The sequence below is a fragment of the Sphingobacterium sp. SG20118 genome (assembly GCF_044740685.1).
Taxonomy (GTDB): Bacteria; Bacteroidota; Bacteroidia; order Sphingobacteriales; family Sphingobacteriaceae; genus Sphingobacterium.
The window spans coordinates 4,705,618-4,725,381 of record NZ_CP172826.1 but is presented as its reverse complement, the minus strand read 5'-3'; the positions used below and the strand labels follow the sequence as shown (position 1 = coordinate 4,725,381).

At 35.2% G+C, this 19,764-nt stretch carries 14 protein-coding genes and 1 pseudogene; 9 read left to right on the top strand and 6 right to left on the bottom strand.

Going from position 1 to position 19,764, the window contains the following annotated elements:
* Window positions 1–21: 21 nt before the first annotated feature.
* The 3 genes and pseudogenes from ACFX5U_RS21600 to polA all read right to left on the bottom strand — a co-directional run bounded on the left by ACFX5U_RS21600 (window position 22) and on the right by polA (window position 4,624).
* Window positions 22–675 carry a phosphatidylserine decarboxylase family protein gene (locus tag ACFX5U_RS21600; protein WP_038701856.1) on the bottom strand — a complete coding sequence of 218 codons (654 nt, stop codon included), beginning with the start codon at window positions 673–675 and terminating at the stop codon, window positions 22–24.
* 35 nt (window positions 676–710) lie between these two features.
* Entirely contained in the window at window positions 711–1,814 is a 1,104-nt protein-coding gene (locus ACFX5U_RS21595; RefSeq protein WP_280571435.1) for a hypothetical protein, read from the bottom strand.
* 22 nt (window positions 1,815–1,836) lie between these two features.
* Window positions 1,837–4,624: pseudogene (polA, locus tag ACFX5U_RS21590) on the bottom strand (DNA polymerase I).
* Window positions 4,625–4,733: 109 nt separating this feature from the next.
* Between polA and rsgA the strand changes: the two are divergent.
* A complete protein-coding gene (rsgA, locus tag ACFX5U_RS21585; RefSeq protein ID WP_400262100.1) occupies window positions 4,734–5,654 on the top strand; it encodes a ribosome small subunit-dependent GTPase A in 921 nt (306 codons plus the stop codon).
* A gap of 167 nt (window positions 5,655–5,821) precedes the next feature.
* Here the strand turns inward: rsgA and ACFX5U_RS21580 are convergent, their stop codons facing one another.
* Together ACFX5U_RS21580 and ACFX5U_RS21575 are read right to left on the bottom strand one after the other, a co-directional pair.
* The gene (locus ACFX5U_RS21580) at window positions 5,822–6,160 is read right to left on the bottom strand and encodes a hypothetical protein (RefSeq protein ID WP_400262099.1); all 339 of its coding nucleotides are present in this window, start codon (window positions 6,158–6,160) and stop codon (window positions 5,822–5,824) included.
* Complete coding sequence (locus ACFX5U_RS21575; RefSeq protein ID WP_400262098.1) at window positions 6,144–6,680, bottom strand: hypothetical protein; 537 nt, start codon at window positions 6,678–6,680, stop codon at window positions 6,144–6,146. The genes ACFX5U_RS21580 and ACFX5U_RS21575 overlap by 17 nt, the downstream gene beginning before the upstream one ends.
* A gap of 304 nt (window positions 6,681–6,984) precedes the next feature.
* Here ACFX5U_RS21575 and ACFX5U_RS21570 point away from each other — a divergent pair, with 304 nt between their 5' ends.
* The 5 genes from ACFX5U_RS21570 (at window position 6,985) to ACFX5U_RS21550 (ending at window position 13,943) form a co-directional block, all read left to right on the top strand.
* Entirely contained in the window at window positions 6,985–8,787 is a 1,803-nt protein-coding gene (locus tag ACFX5U_RS21570) for a hypothetical protein (RefSeq protein WP_400262097.1), read from the top strand.
* A 97-nt stretch (window positions 8,788–8,884) separates the two neighbouring features.
* Window positions 8,885–10,672 carry a TrkH family potassium uptake protein gene (locus ACFX5U_RS21565; protein ID WP_235212312.1) on the top strand — a complete coding sequence of 596 codons (1,788 nt, stop codon included), beginning with the start codon at window positions 8,885–8,887 and terminating at the stop codon, window positions 10,670–10,672.
* Between the two features lie 11 nt (window positions 10,673–10,683).
* Window positions 10,684–11,370, top strand: a complete 687-nt coding sequence (locus tag ACFX5U_RS21560) for a TrkA family potassium uptake protein (RefSeq protein WP_280571440.1) — start codon at window positions 10,684–10,686, stop codon at window positions 11,368–11,370.
* A gap of 94 nt (window positions 11,371–11,464) precedes the next feature.
* On the top strand, window positions 11,465–13,495 hold the full coding sequence (locus ACFX5U_RS21555) for a hypothetical protein (protein WP_400262096.1): 2,031 nt from the start codon (window positions 11,465–11,467) through the stop codon (window positions 13,493–13,495).
* The gene (locus ACFX5U_RS21550) at window positions 13,485–13,943 is read left to right on the top strand and encodes a YfhO family protein (protein ID WP_400262095.1); all 459 of its coding nucleotides are present in this window, start codon (window positions 13,485–13,487) and stop codon (window positions 13,941–13,943) included. The genes ACFX5U_RS21555 and ACFX5U_RS21550 overlap by 11 nt, the downstream gene beginning before the upstream one ends.
* 32 nt (window positions 13,944–13,975) lie before the next feature.
* Here ACFX5U_RS21550 and ACFX5U_RS21545 read toward each other — a convergent pair whose 3' ends face one another.
* Window positions 13,976–14,572: a ribonuclease HII gene (locus ACFX5U_RS21545; RefSeq protein WP_038701834.1), complete on the bottom strand. Its 597-nt coding sequence runs from the start codon at window positions 14,570–14,572 to the stop codon at window positions 13,976–13,978.
* Between the two features lie 430 nt (window positions 14,573–15,002).
* On the opposite strand from ACFX5U_RS21545, the gene ACFX5U_RS21540 reads away from it, so the two are divergent.
* The 3 genes from ACFX5U_RS21540 to ACFX5U_RS21530 all read left to right on the top strand — a co-directional run bounded on the left by ACFX5U_RS21540 (window position 15,003) and on the right by ACFX5U_RS21530 (window position 19,660).
* Window positions 15,003–17,804 carry an outer membrane beta-barrel protein gene (locus tag ACFX5U_RS21540; protein WP_400262094.1) on the top strand — a complete coding sequence of 934 codons (2,802 nt, stop codon included), beginning with the start codon at window positions 15,003–15,005 and terminating at the stop codon, window positions 17,802–17,804.
* A 153-nt stretch (window positions 17,805–17,957) separates the two neighbouring features.
* Window positions 17,958–18,410 carry a GNAT family N-acetyltransferase gene (locus ACFX5U_RS21535; protein ID WP_400262093.1) on the top strand — a complete coding sequence of 151 codons (453 nt, stop codon included), beginning with the start codon at window positions 17,958–17,960 and terminating at the stop codon, window positions 18,408–18,410.
* 20 nt (window positions 18,411–18,430) lie between these two features.
* The gene (locus ACFX5U_RS21530) at window positions 18,431–19,660 is read left to right on the top strand and encodes a pitrilysin family protein (RefSeq protein WP_038701829.1); all 1,230 of its coding nucleotides are present in this window, start codon (window positions 18,431–18,433) and stop codon (window positions 19,658–19,660) included.
* Window positions 19,661–19,764 lie beyond the last annotated feature (104 nt).

Below are 19,764 nucleotides of genomic sequence, written 5' to 3'. Positions count from 1 at the left end.
TTATTCCTTATTAATAAATTATTAAAATTTTCCGATGATTGTTTTTCCACCAGTTACTGTGTCTCCGATATTGACATTGATCTGTGTACCAATTGGTAAGAACAAATCTACACGAGATCCGAATTTTATAAATCCAAATTCCGAACCCTGCGTAACATTGTCATTTTCTTTCACATACCATACAATGCGACGCGCTAGTGCGCCAGCAATTTGTCTGAAAAGAACCTCAGTGCCATTCGCGTTTTTAACCACGACTGTTGTTCTCTCATTTTCTGTTGAAGATTTTGGATGCCATGCAACTAGAAATTTTCCAGGGTGGTACTTGAAGTAGCTGACAATCCCACTAATTGGATTACGATTTACGTGTACATTGATTGGTGACATGAATATCGAAACCTGAAGCCTTCTTTCGTGGAAATACTCATTTTCTTCAGTTTCTTCAATAACCACTACTTTTCCATCAGCAGGACATAGAATAGTTCCTTCTTGTATAACAATATTTTTTGTTGGACTTCGAAAAAACTGGACTATTGTTATGAAAAGAAATCCTGAAAGGATATAAATAATCCATTTAATAACGTTAGGAGCATCATAATAGTCTGCAACTGCATTTGCAACTAATATTACTAACACAGTAATAGCCAAACTTGTATATCCCTCTTTGTGAAATTTCATGCCTATAATTTTTTTGCAAATATAATCAAATAGTCTTATTGTCCTTTTTCTCGATGAATTATTATTGGTAAGACGGCAATTTTCCCCTCAGAATTCTTATACATTTTACCTGTTACTGTAAGTATATCAGCTACAGGGACACCATTTTCTAATGAAGGATAGTAAAAGGTAATGTCCTTCAGTAAAGGTGCGAGCACCTTATTAATGTAATCTGATGAGGTCATTTTGATATAATTTATTTTTGAGGGTCTTCCAGATTTATCCAATTTAATCTTGTATTCAAAACTATCTTCAGTAAATCCATCTGCATTCATACGGCTCATCGTATTTGTTAAATCCATACCAATAAACATGTTAAAATCAGAGAAGTCGTCAAAACTACAGGTTTTGAATGTGAGTGATTCTGCCCTGAAAAAATTATCGTAAGGTATTATTCCAAATTTGCTTCTCCTGTAGGAACTGTCAGAATAATAATCGTTTCCAACTAAGAGTTTTCCATTTTGATAATTTTCTAAAGCAAGCAATATTTCTTTTTGTCCTTTGTTATAACCAAATATTTGCCACTTTTCTTCTTGTCTACCATTTTTAATTTTTCCTTTGGCAACATAGAATTCAAAACCATATTCGTTAAAACCTTCAAATGGAATTGGAAATGAGTAGGTTCCCTCTCCATCTTTTATTTTTTGTGTGCCGTTAGGAAGCCAATAATCCTGTATCAAGATGATACTATCTGTATATAATAGGGTCAGGGCTACTTGATCATTTGGGTAGCGATGGGTTACTTCACCTTTTGGTATATCATTCATAAAGTTTGCGGACCATTTTAAATCGCCGTTAGCATGGTAGGCTTGAAAAAGACCTTCTTTTACCCCATTCTTGTAGACACCCTCTAAGATCATTCGCCCATTATTATTAAAGTCTTTAAATGGGCCATCAAATTTTTGCGTCTTTGGGTTTAAAGTTGCTACTCGTTCTATCGATTTAAACTCACAAGATTTGTCCGATAGATAATAATTCTTGTCGAAAAAGAATCGAAAAGTATTATTATCTATTTTTTCATAATAGGTTGCTTTTTCTTGTCCATAAACAACGTTTACAAATAAGATAAAGGATATTAATATGAACAGAAATTTTCTCATAATTCTCGTTTATACTGTTTTATTAATGTGCTTCAAGCCAGTTTTTACCTTGACCAATTTCTACTACCAAAGGAATCTCAGTCTTTATTGCAGACGTCATTTTATCCTGAATGATTTTTTTGAAGATATCAATCTCGTTCTCAGGAACGTCAAAGACTAGCTCATCATGCACTTGCATGATCATCTTACCTGCTAATTCCTGGTCTTTAATTTCTTTTTGAATACCAAGCATCGCGATCTTAATCAAATCAGCAGCTGACCCCTGTATTGGCGCATTAATAGCATTGCGTTCTGCAAAACCTCGAACTGTCATATTTGCCGAGTTGATATCCCTTAAATAACGTCGTCTTTTAAGGATTGTTTCGACATAACCGTTTTCCTTTGCAAAATCTAATACTTCGCCCATATATTTTTTAATACCTACATATTGATTGAAATATTGGTCAATAATTTCTGCAGCTTCTTTACGGGGAATCGCTAAACTTTGTGAGAGTCCAAAGGCAGATTGTCCATAGATAATACCAAAGTTTACAGCTTTTGCATTTCTACGTTGATCCGATGTTACTTCTTCTAAGTCTAAGCCATATACTCTTGCTGCTGTCGCACGATGGATGTCATGACCAGAAATAAATGCCTCCATCATATTGGGATCCTTGCTCAGTTCGGCAATGAGACGTAATTCAATCTGGGAGTAATCGGCAGAAAGTATAACATTGTTTTCGTGACGAGGGATAAATGCTTTTCTAACTTCACGACCACGTTCTGTTCGAATTGGAATGTTCTGTAAATTGGGATTAGTTGAACTTAATCGACCAGTAGCGGCTACGGCTTGGTTATAAGAGGTGTGAATTAGTCCAGTTTCTGGATTGATCAATTCGGGTAAAGCATCTACATAAGTAGATTTTAACTTTTGAAGCTGTCTAAAACTTAATATATCCTGTACAATATCTGATTTATAAGCTAAAGCCAACAAGACATCTTCTCCTGTTTTGTACTGTCCTGTTTTCGTCTTTTTTGCTTTTGGGTCTAATTTTAATTTATCAAAGAGTACTTCTCCCAGTTGTTTAGGGGAAGCGATATTGAAATTTACCCCAGCCTTTTCGTAAATGGTCTGTTCCAATTGACGGATGTCTATTTCCAGATTTTTTGAAAATTGTTGTAAAGCATCAATATCAATTCGGACACCATTTCTTTCTATTTCCGCTAGTATATATATCAGTGGGAATTCAACCTCATTTGCTAAGTTGAAAGTATTTGTGTCGAGTAATAAAGGGGTGAAAATCTCTTTAAGTTGCAATGTAATATCTGCATCTTCAGCAGCATACTCTTTAATTATTTCAAGATCAACATCTCGCATGTTACCTTGTTTCTTTCCTTTAGCACCTATCAGTTTCTGTTATAGAGAGTGGCTTATAGTTTAGGTAGTTTTCAGATAAAACGTCCATGCCATGTCTTGTATCTGGGTCGATTAGATAATGAGCGAGCATCGTATCAAAGAGGGGTCCTTTCACTGTTACTTGATATCTAGCGAGCAGTAAGATATCATACTTTATATTTTGACCGACTTTTTCTATCTGTTCATCTTCCAATACAGATTTGAAGATAGATACTACTTCTTGTGCTTCTTGACGATCTTTTGGAGTTGGGACATAATACGCTTTTCCTTTTTCGAATGAAAATGAAAGACCTACTATATCTGCAAGATTTGCATCTAATCCTGTTGCTTCGGTGTCAAAACAGAAGCTGCTAAGTGATGCTAATTGTTTCGCTAATGCTTCTTGCTCGGTCTTTGTATTCACGAGCATGTATTCATGCGGAGTATTCTCCAAACTATTTACAGGGCCAGTATAGGACAATTCTTCCTTAGTATCAGATTCCGGGGGTAATGAAAACAAATCCATTTGTCCATTAGAGTTTTTTGGACTATCAGCTATTGCTGTCGTTTCTCCAAAAACACGCTTACCTAGTGTTCTGAATTCTAATTCAATAAATAATGGTTCTAAGATTTCTTTATTGGGCTCTTCAATTATTAACTTTTCTTCTTCGAGCTCAACAGGAACATCCAATAGTATTGTAGCTAATTTTTTAGAAATTAAACCTTGCTCCGCATAATTTTCTACATTTTCCCTTTGTTTGCCTTTTAATTTATCGGCATTAGCAATGATGTTCTCCATTGAGCCAAATTCTTGAATCAATTTTTTAGCTGTCTTTTCGCCAATTCCAGGTATTCCTGGTATATTATCAACAGCATCACCCCACAGGCCTAATATATCGATGACTTGATTGACATCTTCTACTTCCCATTTTTCAAGAATTTCTTTTACACCCTGTATTTCTGCACCATTTCCCATACGAGCCGGTTTGTAGATATAAATATTTTCAGACACGAGCTGTCCAAAATCTTTATCGGGCGTCATACAGTATACCGTAAATCCTTTGCTTTCTGCTTTTTTAGCTAATGTTCCTATGATATCATCAGCTTCATAACCATCCAAGGTAATGATGGGGATATTAAAGCCAGAAATCAATTTGAAAATATAGGGTATAGCAGCCGAAAGATCTTCAGGCATTTTTTCACGGTGAGCCTTGTACGCCTCAAACTCAATGTGACGCGCTGTTGGAGCTTCGGTGTCAAAAACTACAGCTAAATGGGATGGTTTTTGATTTTTTAGTATCTCCAACAAAGTATTGGTAAATCCCATTATTGCACCAGTATTCAAACCATTTGAAGTAATACGGGGTGTTTTGCTTAATGCAAAGTAGGCTCTATAAATAAGGGCCATTCCATCTAGAAGAAATAGTTTTTTCACGAATTCTAATTTTAAGGTAACTCTTACAAAGGTAATAAAAACGATAAACCTTAAGTTTAATAAATTTTTCCGATTTTTGTAAGATGAAATATGCACAAAAGGAATTTATATGAGAGGATTAGTGACCAAATCTACGGGTAGTTGGTATCAAGTATTGGGCGAAGATAACCAACGCTATGATTGTCGTATAAAAGGAAAATTTCGAACTAAAGGGATCAAGAGTACAAATCCTATTGCTGTTGGAGATTGGGTACATTTTGAAGTAGAGCCAGATCTTGAAAGTGCTGTTATCAATACCTTGGAGCCAAGACGTAATTATATTATCCGTAAGTCTGTTAACCTTTCGAAGCAGACACAAATTATTGGGGCTAATCTGGATCAGGCATTTCTTGTTGTTACATTGGCTTCGCCACCGACTTCCCTGGGCTTTATCGACCGTTTCTTGGTCACAACGGAAGCCTATAGTATTCCTGCTGTTTTGATTTTCAATAAATTAGATTTGTTTAGTGATGAGGGACTTGCTATTTTACAAGACTATAAAGGAGTATACGAACGTATAGGATATCCCTGCTATGAAGTATCAGCTCTACATGGCATTAATATCGAGCTGCTAAAAGATTTACTAAAAGACAAAACCACCCTAATTTCAGGCCATTCAGGTGTCGGCAAGTCTACCTTAATCAATGCTATTGTACCCGAATATGCTGTTAAAACTGGTGATATTTCAGATTGGTCTGATAAGGGAAAACATACCACCACATTTGCGGAAATGTATGATTTACCGTTTGGCGGAAAATTGATTGATACTCCAGGTATTCGGGAATTGGGGATTGTTGATATTGAGAAACAAGAATTATCACATTACTTTCCTGAAATGCGCACCCTGATGAATCAGTGTAGATTTGATAATTGTAGGCATATCAGTGAACCTGGTTGTGTTGTTTTGGAAGCTGTTGAAGAAGGTACTATTGAATCATCTCGTTACGATAGCTATCTCAGTATCTATCATAATGAGAATAATCGGATGTAAAATGATCCTTTCCGATAAACCATGCAAAATGGGTAATACCCTTTAACGAACTAGGAGGGTTTGGGCTGAGGGATAATGAAAAAAAGCTGCATAACAGTGTATAGGAATATTCCGGACCTGAAGTGATGTTTCACTCAATTTTTACTAAAATTGAGTGAAATGCTGCGCTAAAATGCGGAAATAATTTTCTGTAAATCTGCAGTTTCATAGTTAGATACAACTTCTGGTGCCAAATGGAAAAATATGATACTATTTTGCTTTCCATCAAGGGCCTTGCTTATAAATTTTGCTGTTTCGACCAATTGTTCGTTAGGAACGTATTCATGTCTAATCACATCTCCTTTTTTTAGACTGTCTTTTTCTAGATCTTGCTTTAAAATATATAAGTCTGTTTTCGGATTTTTAATAAACAAAGATTTATCATTTAAATCGTAGCGACTGAAATGATTGGATATTCCGATATATTTTTGGTCACGAAAGGCTACATATCTATCGAATAAAGGCAAAACAATGTCCAGTTGTAGGGGGTAGTTTCTTTAATGTGCTACTTAGATAAGTTGTTAAATCTTGCTGATTTAAAATCGAGTTATGATTGCCAAATTGATTTATGTTTCCGGTATTATAACACAGCAATGTTGCTTTTTTTACTGGAGGTATCCCGTTGGATTGAATATCCTTTATCTGCTGTAGTCTTAATGTCGCAGTTACTGTAACCTCATTTAATTCAGGAACACTTTGTAAATATTCGAGTAGGTAAAAGAACTTATCACGAGAATTTATAGTCCAGTCACAATCCAACTGCAATTCTTTAAAGAAATCTTGACCAGCCTGTTTGATCTTATCAGTAATAAATGGAACTATTTTATGAGCAAGACCTCTTATTTGTAAACTATCCAGTTCGGTAAATATCCGCTGTTGAATGGTTACCACAGGTATGATTTCTTGATTATGGTCTACGGTCTGTTCGAAAGACACTGGAGATAATAGAACGGGCTCTATTCCTTTGTCCTTAAAATCAATATTCATAAAACGAATGAATAACAAATTGGCTTTTAGTTCCCCTACTAATTTTTGAGATACAGTGTCCGGTTTATAAATCGAATTCAAATAATAGAAACCGATATCATGTTTTTTGTTTTGACAAGAAATGAGTAATATTATGCTCAGTGATATACTTAATAGCAATTTTATTTTTGTTGATAACATGGACTTCGAAATAATTGGAAATAAGGAAAAATAAGTTTTTTATTGAATATCAAACAAAAGTATCCATAAGTTGTTTTGTTTAAGTTAAAAATAACCAAATGTTTTTACTAAAAAGCGTGTTTTAATGAAGGGATTTTGGAAATGGATAATTGGCATCGTCGTTATATTGTCGATTGTTTTAGGGGGTATCGTCTGGTATTTTAGTATGCATTGGAAGCCTATAATAGATCAAAAATTTAAAGATTTAGTAATGGCTTCTACCGATAGTTTATATACAGTAGACTATGATGATTTAGATATTAACCTCGCTTTAGGCGATGTTACTGTCAAGAATCTTGTCTTAAAGTCGGATAGTAATGTATACCGCCAGCTTGAAGGAGTCAGAAAAGCACCAGATAATCGATTTCAAATCGAAGTTAGCAAATTGAAATTTCGTAATTTCTCTATTCGGGATATGCTGATGAATAAAGAGCTGTACTTGAAAAATGTGGTATTAGATACGCCCGTTATCCATATGATAAATGAATACCATTCTTATAATGATACTGCGTCTACAGAGAAAAGTAAACCTTTATATGATAAGATTAAGAATTCATTAAAGAGGATTAAGATAGATGGAATAGCCATGAATGGTGTGAACTTTAAGTATTCGCAGCGACAAAAAAATATAAATCAAGATTTTGAAATAAAGAAAGTAAATGTCAAAATTCAAGATGTTTTGGTAGACTCCACTTCGATATCAGATGCGACAAGATTTTACCATACGAAAATGGTCGATATTGAAGTTCCTGGTTTTACTTATAAAACACCTGATGGTTTTTATAAAGTTGATTTTGATAAGTTAAAAATCAATACAAAGGAACGTAATATATTGTTGACAAAAGTGGCCTATCAACCTCTTTTGAATAAATCAGCCTATTATAAAGCAAAGGGCAAAGGAGGAAGCTATGTCGTAATGAAATTTGATACCGTTCGTTTTGAAGCATTTGATTTTAATAAATTATTGCGAGATAAAAAGATTTATGCTGCAAAAGCACAATTAAAAGATGGAATTTTAGACATTTATACAGATAAACATTATAAAGCCACGCCATTAAATAAGATTGGAAAATCTCCGCATCAAGCTTTACAACATATGAAAACGCAATTGGCTTTTGATACCTTATTGCTTCAAAATGCGCATATTAGTTATTCAGAACTGAGTGGTAAATTCAACCAAGTGGGGAAGATTACTTTTGATAAAAGCTATGCGACTATCACGAATATGACAAATGACGCTACACGTCTTGCTCAAAATAAATGGATGCATGTCGATTTCCTTACTCAGGTTATGAATAGCGGTAAATTGCATGTTTTATTCGATTTTGATATGACCTCTACCAAAGGTTTTCATCGTTATAAAGGAACATTAGGGGCCATGCAAGCTCCTGCGTTCAATCAGATTTTACGACCATTACTAAATGTTGAGATTGCTTCTGGAAATATCAAAAAAATTGTCTTTGATATAGAAGCTAATGATTACAGAAATTGGGGACAACTTAAGTTTGATTATGATAATCTTAAAGTTAATATTCTTGAAAAGAATCCAGATGGGACGCATAAAAATAAAAGTCTTGTTTCTTTATTAATTAATGAGCTTTTGGTTAATGGAAGTAACCCAAATCTTTCCGGAGAGTATATTATTGGAAAAGTTAATTGGCATAGAAATCCAAATCATACCTTTTTTAAGACAGTTTGGCAAAGTCTCTTAGACGGAATCAAACAATGTATTGGCCTTAGTAAGGAGCGGGAAGAAAAATTGATGCGTTCTGCTGATCGTGCTCAACAGACCATAGAAAAAGCAAATACTGCCGTTGGAAAAACGAAAGGATTTTTATCAAAAATCTTTAAAAAAGATAAGGTTGACGGAAATAAAAAAGAGAAATAAGCAAATAAAACTTTTAAGATAAGGAGGGGTTTCACGTGGAATATTAGTGGTGGTTAAGCGCTGTTATTTTCCTAAGTTATGAGTATGTTTGTGACAGATGGGGTCAATATTGAGTTTTTTAAAATTCGTTTTTAAGTATAAAAATGGAATCGTAGACCAGGTCATGTTCTATGTTAGCATGATTTGTGCCTTAGCGGTAATATTCAACGTTGGGTATGTAAGAGATCCTGAACTTGCACAGATTTTAGATCATATTATCCTTGCGATGTTCTATGTGCTGTTTATCATGACGGGTCTCCGAACAGCTTCTTCCATTTTTGCATTAAAGAAAATAGAGGTGGAGCATTACTCGGGCTTGGTAATTTTCGCTTATTTTATTTTAATAATAATCGCCAGATTAGCGAGTGTCCCTACAGTTGATTTATTTGGTAAGGATCAATGGATTTATTTAGGAATTTATATCGTATTTATTGCAGAACTGTCGAAAAGTACACTTTTTTTTGATAATTTCTATTTTAATCCGACCATCTTATTTGTTATCAGTTTCTTTGCACTGATCTTAATTGGAACAGTTTTATTAATGTTACCCAGGACGACTATTGAAGCGCCACTAAGCTTCATAGATGCGTTATTTATGGCAACAAGCGCGGTATGTATAACTGGATTATCTGTGACAGACATTTCTACTAATTTCTCTCTTTTTGGACAGACCATTATTCTTGTTTTGATACAAATCGGTGGATTGGGAATTATGACGTTTACAGGTTTTTTTGGCTATTTTTTCTCTGGTGGATTTTCCTTTAAAAATCAGTTGATGTTTGGCGAGATTTTGGGAGAAAATAAAGTTGGATCTGTTGTGAAAACATTATTAACCATTATTTTTATTACTTTATTATTTGAGTTTCTAGGAGCTGTATTGATTTTTGGAACATTAGAAGCCCAGAATTTCCCATCTGTTGGACATCAAATCTTTTTTGCTGTTTTTCATTCAATATCTTCTTTTTGTAATGCGGGTTTTTCCATATTGACAGATGGTATAACAAATAATGCTTATAAATTTAATTACAATTTTCAATTGGCATTGTCTTCCTTATTTATTCTTGGTGGTTTGGGGTTTGGTATTGTGTTGAATATTTATTCTTACGTAAAGGAATCCGCTATTTATTGGTATCACCGCTTTATTACAAAGAAAAACTATAAGCATAAGGCTTGGAGTTTTAGTTTCAATTCGAAATTAGTTCTTGTATGCAATGCCGTTGTTATTGTTGTGGCAACAGTTTTCTTTTTCCTATTGGAAAAAGAAAAAACATTATCCTTAGAACAAGGAAAGGTAGGAGAGTGGGTCACTTCATTTTTCATGGCTAATGCCTCTCGATCTGCGGGGTTTAATAGTGTTGATCTTTCATTTGTATCCATGCCCACCGTTTTGTTAATAATTCTCTTGATGTGGGTAGGGTCTTCACCAGGCTCTACAGGAGGCGGAGTTAAAGTAACGACGATTGCAGTAGCCATGATGAATATCATTGCATTAGCAAGGGGCAAAGAACATATAGAGCTTTTTAAAAGGCGTATTGCTGGTGAATCCGTACACAAGGCATTTGCCATTATTTTACTTTCATTATTTACGATTGGAGTCAGTTTTATGTTGTTGGTGTTTTCGGATCCAGATAAAAGTTTTAAAGCCCTGCTGTTTGAATCGGTATCCGCTTATACCACTTGTGGTTTGAGTTTGGGCATCACCCCATCGTTAAGTGTAGCAGGGAAATTTATTGTTATGATGACGATGTTTGTAGGTCGAGTTGGAACATTGACCCTCCTCGTGGCTTTTATTAAAAATATAACGCGAAAAAATTACATTTATCCAGAAGAAAAGATACTTTATTAAAGAAAAATTTTATGAAATATATTGTTTTGGGACTTGGGCATTTTGGCCGATCACTTGCCGTACACCTAACCGAATTGGGACATGAGGTGATTGGAGCTGATAAAAGTCTCGTAATTGTAGAGCAATTGAAAGATAAAGTGACACATACCGTTTGCTTGGACACGACTGATAGGGAAGCGGTATCTTCATTACCATTGCGTGATTGTCATGCTGTTATTGTTGCTATTGGAGAGGACGAAGGGGCATCATTACTCACTGTCGCTTTAATGAAACAAATGAAGGTAAAGCGGATTATTGGCAGAATTGTGTCCGACCTTCAAAAAACTGTACTCGAAGCAATGGAGATAGGAGAGTATATTATGCCAGAGGAAGAAGCTGCAGAAAGGCTCGCCATGCGTTTGGACAATGTCGACATCGTGGATTCATTCAAGGTATCGGATAAATATAGTATTGTGGAGACGAAAGTGCCCGCAAAATATATTGGGATGACTCTCCGAGAAGCTAATCTCACTAATATCTACAAAGTTATCGTGATGACGACATTAAAGATAACGGAGGTCAAAGACAATATGAAAACGAAAGAAATTAAGGAAGCGTCAGGTATAGCAACTTCTGAAACACTACTGGAAGAGGGGGATATTTTAGTTCTTTTTGGCGAATTATCCAATATTAATAAGCTGATCCAAAAAGGAGAATAAGCCTATTCGATAGGTGGGAATGGAAAATAATATAAATTGTAAAATCAAATGTATATTTTTGGTTTTCGTAAGTTTTAATAACCTAATAATATAGATGAAAAATTGGTTTAAAGAAAATTCAGCACATCTCGTTGTTATCGCGATTTTTGTAGCGCTTGTATTCTTTTACTTCACACCCGTGTGGCAAGGTCAAATTTTGGCGCAAAGTGATGTTGTGCAAGCACAAGGCGCACAAAAAGAAATGTTTGACTATAAAGCTCAAGATGGTAAAGCTCCTTTGTGGACAAATTCTATGTTTGGTGGTATGCCAACATATCAAATCTGGTCAGCAAGTGAAAACAATATAGGAACGTATATTTTAGCGGTTGTTAAAACCGTTTTTCCGCAACCCATAGATATCGTTCTATTTTATTTATTAGGAGGTTATTTCTTATTGAGTGTACTACGTATTCGGCCGTGGTTGGCTGCTTTGGGAGCCATTGCTATTGCCTTTACTTCTTATAATTTTATTTATATCGAAGCCGGGCACGTAACAAAGGCCTATGCCATTGCTTTCATTCCTGCAGTAATTGGCGCAGTGATTATGTGTTTTAGGGGTAGTAAATTATGGGGACCAGTTTTGTTGGCTTTATTTATGGCCCTTGAGATTCGTGTCAATCACCTACAAATGACCTATTACATGCTTATTGCACTAATGGTTTATGTGATTTTTGCGTTAATATATGCGATTCGTGATAAAAAGGTAAAGCAGTTTTTCGTTGCTTCTGGTCTACAACTTGCTGCGGTTGTTGTTGCTATATTGGTTAATGCATCTATTTTATTGCCAACATATGAATATAGTAAGTTAAGTACGCGTGGACATGCCAATATTACTAAAGTCGACGAACCAAAAGAAAAAGGGTTAGATAAAGAGTACGCTTACCGATGGAGTCAGGGAGTTGGTGAGACGTTGACATTTTTGATTCCCAATGCCTATGGAGGTGGTCAAAGCGGTGTATTGGATGAAAAATCAAATGTCGGAAAGTTTTTAATGTCTACTTTTGGAGCACAGGAAGTTCAGGCCGCTGAATACGCAGGTAGAATGCCTGTTTATTGGGGAGACAAACCTTTTACATCTGGACCTTGGTATTTTGGTGCGGGGATATTGTTTCTTTTCATTTTGGGATTGGTTATTGTCAATAATAGACTTAAATGGTGGATTCTTACTACAACGGTTCTCATTTTATTGTTGTCTTTCGGAAAGAACTTTACTTTAATTTCGGATTTATTCTTTGACTATTTCCCGATGTACAATAAGTTCAGGGCAGTGGAATCGATATTGGTTATTGCTGCGATCCTGATTCCATTGATGGCTGTGTTAACATTGGATGAGTTGATTTCAAGAGCAGATAAAATTGAAAAATTGGATAAGAAAGTGCTCTATACGTTTATTGGTTTAGGTGGTATCTGTTTGCTTATTGCATTTGTGCCAGATTTATTTTTAAGCTTTAAAAATAAAGAACATGGACAATTGGTAGAAATTTTGACACAGCAGGTTGGTGACCCGGCAGCGGCAAATCAATTGGCTAATAGTTTAATTAAAGATCGTTCAGCAGTGGCAAGCACAGATGCTTATCGTTCTTTTGCAATCGTTTTGATTACCTTTTTAGCGGTTTGGTTTTTCATTAAGAAGAAGCTTTCAGCAAACGTCTTAATCATCGGATTGGCTGTTGTGTTCCTATTTGACCTTTGGAGTGTTGATAAACGTTTCTTAAACGATAGATCTTTTGTAGAGAAACGTTTAGCTAAGAGTCAAGCGTTTCAAGAACGAGAAGTTGATCAATTGATTCGGATGGATAAAGATTTGAGCTATCGTGTGATTGACTTAACAACAGACCCCTTTTCTGATGCCAGGGCCTCTTATTACCATAAATCTTTGGGCGGATATCATGCTGCAAAATTGATGCGCTTTCAAGAGATTCTAGAAAATCAATTTAATGGGGCAGTTAATGAAGATGTACTGGATATGTTCAATGTTCGATACGTTATTACAGGCGATCAACAAAAAGGACAACGTATCCAACGGAGAAGTTTCCGCAGCAGGAAATGCTTGGTTTGTAGATCAAGTAACCTTTGTGAAAGATAATGCACAAGAGATGCAAGCAATTAGTAGTTTCAATCCATCAAAAGAAGCTTTCGTAAACGAAGAGTTTAAAAATAAGTTAGATGAAAAGCGCCTCGGTATACCTACGAATGCTTCGATAAAATTAACGTCCTACCATCCTGATAAGATGGAATATGAATATACATCACCAACAGATGCATTAGCGGTATTTTCAGAAGTGTACTATGAAAAGGGATGGAAAGCTTATGTTGATGGTAAAGAAGTTCCTATTATCCGTGCCGATTACATTTTGAGAGCATTGCAATTGCCTGGTGGAAATCATAAAGTTGAATTTATCTTTGATCCAGAGTCGCATAAATTGGGTGGAATACTAACACTGATTGCTTCGATAATTTTGGGAGCGGGCTTAATATTAGCAATTTACTTCTCTGTAAAAAAGGATACCAATAAAAAAGCAACGACTAAGTAGCACGTTGCTTGATAAAATTTTTCGTAAAACCTTTAAAATAACTTGAGCTGTGGGTCAGTTATTTTAAAGGTTTTTCTATGATGAGGTGTTATACCTCGTAATAGGACGGCACTTCTATGCTTTACCGTGGGGTAGCCTTTATTATTTAGCCAATCGTAATCGGGGTAGTCCTGGGCTATGTTATCCATATAATCATCGCGATAAGTCTTTGCTAATATTGAAGCTGCAGCAATGGACAAATATTTTCCATCACCTTTTACAATACAATTATGAGGAATTTCCTGATAAGGAATAAACTTATTACCATCTACTAAAATATATTCGGCCTTTATTTTTAATTGATCCAATGCACGGTGCATCGCTACATAAGAAGCCTTGTGAATGTTGATTCTATCAATTTCTTCTGCAGAAACGCTAGCTACCGCATAAGCAATAGCTTCTTTTTCAATAATATGACGCAATTGCATTCTTTTTTTTGCACTTAGCTGCTTCGAATCATTTAATACTTCGTGATGATAGTCTTTAGGGAAAATCACTGCAGCAGCAAAAACTGGCCCAGCAAGGCAACCTCTTCCCGCTTCATCACATCCAGCCTCTATGAGCTCATCTTGAAAGTACGATAATAGCATATTAATAAATTTAAGCAGCAAAAATACAATATATTATGAATAACGATACCCTCCTGATTAATATGTAGGTATTTCATATTTCCCATTGTATACGAAGAAAACTTTGAGATAGTATTTGATAAAGTAGATTTTTTAGTTTCTAAGGTCATGTTATATGTTGGTTTAAACATGATTTATTGTAACTATTATGTTAAATTTTAGTATTTACGTTTATTAACAATACTATTCTCTTTTTTTGTAAGGTTATTTTAATTCCAACTTAGGATAGGCTGTTTGTAACACCTTTGTTAGGGGTATTGGATCTTTTAAACTAACTGTAGGATCTAGAGTCGAACAACATTCAATATGTCTTGCCCTCGAAGAGGAGTATGACTTGGAATAACGGGCATTGCTCGAATAAGAAACCGATAAACACAAAAAAATGAATATAATGAGGGTAGCCTTACTATTATTTTGGAGCATGTTATTGAGCTGGGGAGCTCAGGCACAAATGAAATCCGTTCAAGGGATGTTGAAAGATGATAAAGTCCGTGTCGTGGCAGGAGCGTCAGTTAAATTAATATCGGATCAGGATTCTATGCTTACGAGTTCGTCAATTGCCGGTATTTTCATTTTTGAAAACGTTAAAGGCACAACGTTTAAAATTTCAGTATCGAATTTGGGCTTTGAAAGATTTGAACAAGAATTTACTTTTCCAGCTGGAGAAACGAAATACATTATTCCAAGTTTTACTTTGAAGCCATCGTCAGAATTATTGGAAGAAGTCGTTATAAATGGAGTGCCGACTGTAGTAGTTAAAGGTGATACTGTAGAATACACGATGAAGGACTTAAAACTTCGAGATGGATCTGTAGCAGAAGATGCTTTAAAGAAACTTCAAGGTGTTGAAGTCGATAAAGACGGAAATGTAACCGCTCAGGGAGAATCTGTAAAGCGTGTCCGTATTAATGGAAAAGATTTTTTTGGAGGAGATGTTAAAACAGCGACACAAAATTTGCCCGCCAATATTATTGAGAAAATGCAAATTGTAGATGATTACGGGGATATGGCAAATATCACCGGTAATAAGAATGGTGAGTCTGAAAAAGTGCTAAATATTGAAATTGACCCCAAATATAATAAAGGTCAAATTGCAACTTTACGAGCGGGTTATGGTACAGAGGACCGCTATCAGGCGACAGGAATGTGGACCGGTATGAAAGAAGGGGCAATGTTGTCCGTATTGGGAAATATGAATAATATCAATGCACCTTTGTTTGATTTTAGTACAAGTGGCGGTGGTGCCCGTCGTCGTCAAGGTGGCGGTGGACGACGCGGTGGATTTGGAGGTAGTACTACCGGTCTAACCAATACGGGATCAATTGGAGTCAATTTTCGTCGCGATTTCAATGATAAACTAACGGTATATGGAAGCTATAGCTATGGTCATGATGACAATAATACAATTTCCCAAACGATTAACGAATATATCCTAAAAAGTGGTAACCAAATCGATAAAATTGATGCTAATTCAAATACAATCACAGGTAGTCATCGATTTGAGTCGAATATTGAATGGAAACCATCTGTCAATGATTATATCAAGATAACGCCTCAGATTGGTTATGACAAGAGAGAGATTAATAGTTTATCGCAGTCGTCAACCTATTTTGGTGAAGTTTTTAATTATTCTGAGGATGAGCGAATTTCATCTATGTCTACCGCTCCAAGGTTTGGTATCAGCGGTCTTTATAACAGGAAGCTAAATGATCGCGGCCGAAATATATTTTTTAACATGAATCTCAATAGCTCATCTACTAAAAAGGATCAGGAAAATATACTCGATCGATTGACAGCTGATGAGACGGATCCTACGGCCTCAATGGATTCATTGTACCAGCAGGCACTTCAAGAAGCAAATAACAAAAGTTGGAATGGTGGTGCATCGGTTAATTTTACTGAGCCTGTCAGTACATATGGGAAAATCGAATTAACCTATGATTTTAATAAAAATACGTATGATAATACGAATTTACAGTCGACGTTTGATGAATTTGGAGACTTGATATTAAACAAGCCTAAATTAAACTTCGATTATGACTACGACTATTCATTTACGACACATCGGATGGGTGCAAATTATGCATTCAATAATGACAAAATAAAATATTCTGTTGGAGCAGCAGTGCAACCTTCTCAGTTAAGGGGTGACGCGTATAGTTCTGCTATTCATGAGCCTATACATCGAAATTCATTTAATATAATGCCTATTGCTCGATTTGAATACAAATTTTCGCGTCAAAGTAATCTGACTTTAAATTATTCAGGTACTTCCACCGAACCTACGGTTTCTCAAATATTGCCTTTTGACATAAGTACCTATGAAACAAGCTCTATCATTGGGAACGCTGATTTGGTGCCTGAATTCACACATCAAATGAATGTGCGCTATAGGAATGGTGATTTTCAAAAAGGGAAAACATTTTTTGCCATGTTGAATGCTAACTTAACAAATGACAAGATTGTTACCTTTAGAAAACGATACCTTAGACAGGGAATTGGGATGATTCAAGATACTTATTATTTAAATGAGACTGAAGATGCAACCTATGGTTTTAATTCATTCTATCATTACGGTAGATCTTTTAAAGAAAAAACATATAATTTAATGTTTATGGGAGGTATTCGCTATAATAAAAATATCAGTTATATTTCCGAAGATTCATTAGCGCTATTTGGTGATAAAAATTATTCTAATAATTGGGTGTTTAATCAAGGTGTGATGTTCCGATACAACCCGACAGAAAAGTTAGAAATAAATCCCGGTATACGTTATGTCTATGATTACACAAAAAATTCATTGACGGGCATCGCTACCAGTGTATCTTCATGGACTCCGACGTTAATTGGGTCCGTAAATATTACTTCTTCCTTAATTTATGGGGCTGATATTTCAAAAACATTTAATAATGGGTATGCTGTAAACTCGAATCCATTTATTATTAATACCTACGTTGAACAAAAATTTTTAAAAGACAATCGAGCGACATTGCGTTTGCAGGCTTTCGATTTATTGAACCAACAGACTAATATCACAAGAACTTTAAATGAGTCTTTAATTGCTGATAGTCGTACCAATCGCTTGGGGCGGTACTTTATGCTGACATTTACCTATCGATTTGAAAAATTTGCTTTAGGTTCCCCATCAAATGATAATCGTTCTCATGGAGGAATGCGCCCACCTCGTATGTAGTAGAATTATTCGTTTTTTGAAACGAATGAACAAGCGGTTCTGGTACATCACCAGAACCGCTTGTTTCTTTAGTATCTCATCAGCGTCATTTTTTTAACGGTTTTGATTATCACTATGTTTAATTACTTATTTTTGTGATTAAAAAAATCCCTTATGCTCACATTTGAAAAATTAACACATAATAATATTGATACAATTGTTGCGATGATGCAAGATTTTTATGCGATTGACGGATATGATATTGACCCTGTTGTTAGTCGTGAAAATTTTGAAATATTCCTTAAAGATGAAAATTTGGGACAATCGTGGTTGATCAAAGAAAATGATCTAGTACTCGGCTATATTATTGTTGTTTATTTCTTTAGCTTTGAATTTAAAGGAAGAGTAGCCCTATTAGATGAATTATACATCAGCGCTGATGCTAGAGGTAAGGGGCTAGGGAAGAAAGCGGTTCAATTTATTAAAGAATATGTACAAGAAGTAGGGTGTAAGTTAGTCTTATTAGAAGTCGAGCCTCATAATTTGCCTGCACAAAAGTTATATGAAAATCAAGGTTTTGATTTTCATCCCAGAAATATAATGCGTTATAGCATTAAAAATAATTAAAAGAATTTCCCAATTAAAATATGGAATACGAAATAATACGTCTATCCAATGGTATACGTGTGGTTTTTCAACCGCAAAATTTGCCAATTACACATGCCTGCATTTTAATTAACGCAGGTTCTAGAGATGAAGAGGAAGGTAAGTTTGGAGTTGCACATTTTATCGAACACTTACTTTTTAAAAAAACAGAGCGTAGAAGTACGAATCAGATATTAAATCATTTGGAAGCCGTTGGTGGAGATCTTAATGCTTATACAACAAAGGAATATACCTGTGTGCATGCCTCTTTTTTGACGCCATATTTAGACAAAGCTTTAGATTTATTTGAAGACATTTTTTTCCACTCTACTTTTCCGGAAGAAGAGCTTGACAAAGAGAAGTCTGTTATTGTTGATGAAATGGCTTCTTATTTGGATAGTCCCGAAGAGTCGATCGTGGATGATTTCGAAGATCTTTTATTCAAAGGATCTGGTTTGGGACATAATATCTTAGGTTTAGAAGAACAATTATTGGCCCTTACAAAAAATGATATTCATGATTTTATCCAGTCAAATTATGACACCAATGAAATTGTCATTTCAATTACAGGTAATTATACCCTTAAGCAGGTTGAACGCCTTGCGAATAAAATCTTCGCTTCAGTTGCTGAAAATAAAATTTCTAGAGTAAGGAATGATGTAGCTCCGATTGAAGTCATGCACGTAGAAACTCCAAAACCAATCAATCAAGTACACTATATGTTGGGAGCTCACGCGTATAGCTACCTTGACGAACGTAAGACCGGACTTTTATTGCTGAATAATATGTTGGGCGGGATGGGCATGAGTTCTATATTAAATCTTTCTATTCGAGAAAAGCATGGGATAGCCTATACAATTGAATCTAATTATAGCATGTTCTCGGATTCGGGATTATTTAGTATTTATCTAGGCACCGATGAAGAAAAGATAGAGAAGGCGAAGAAATTAGTTTTTAAAGAGCTAAACAAGCTGTGCGAAAAAGAAATGACTGCAGGGACGTTGCAAAAAGCAAAACGTAAATTCATTGGACAGATTGCACTTTCAGAAGAAAATAGAATGAGTATGATTATTGCCGCAGCAAAGAATGTGATGGATTATAATCATATTATTGAATTGGATGTGATAATAGAGAAAATAAAAATAATCTCGGCACCTGATTTATTGCAGATTTCAAGAGATATTTTTGATCCGTCTCGTATGACATCCTTAAGTTTTGTTCCTGAGGATTAAATTTAGAGGTTAGAATCCGGATATATGGAGAGGTTCTTTAAAGCGTAAAGAGGCACTCATAGATTTTATATTCAACGCAATGTTTTGTATATAAAATACAATTT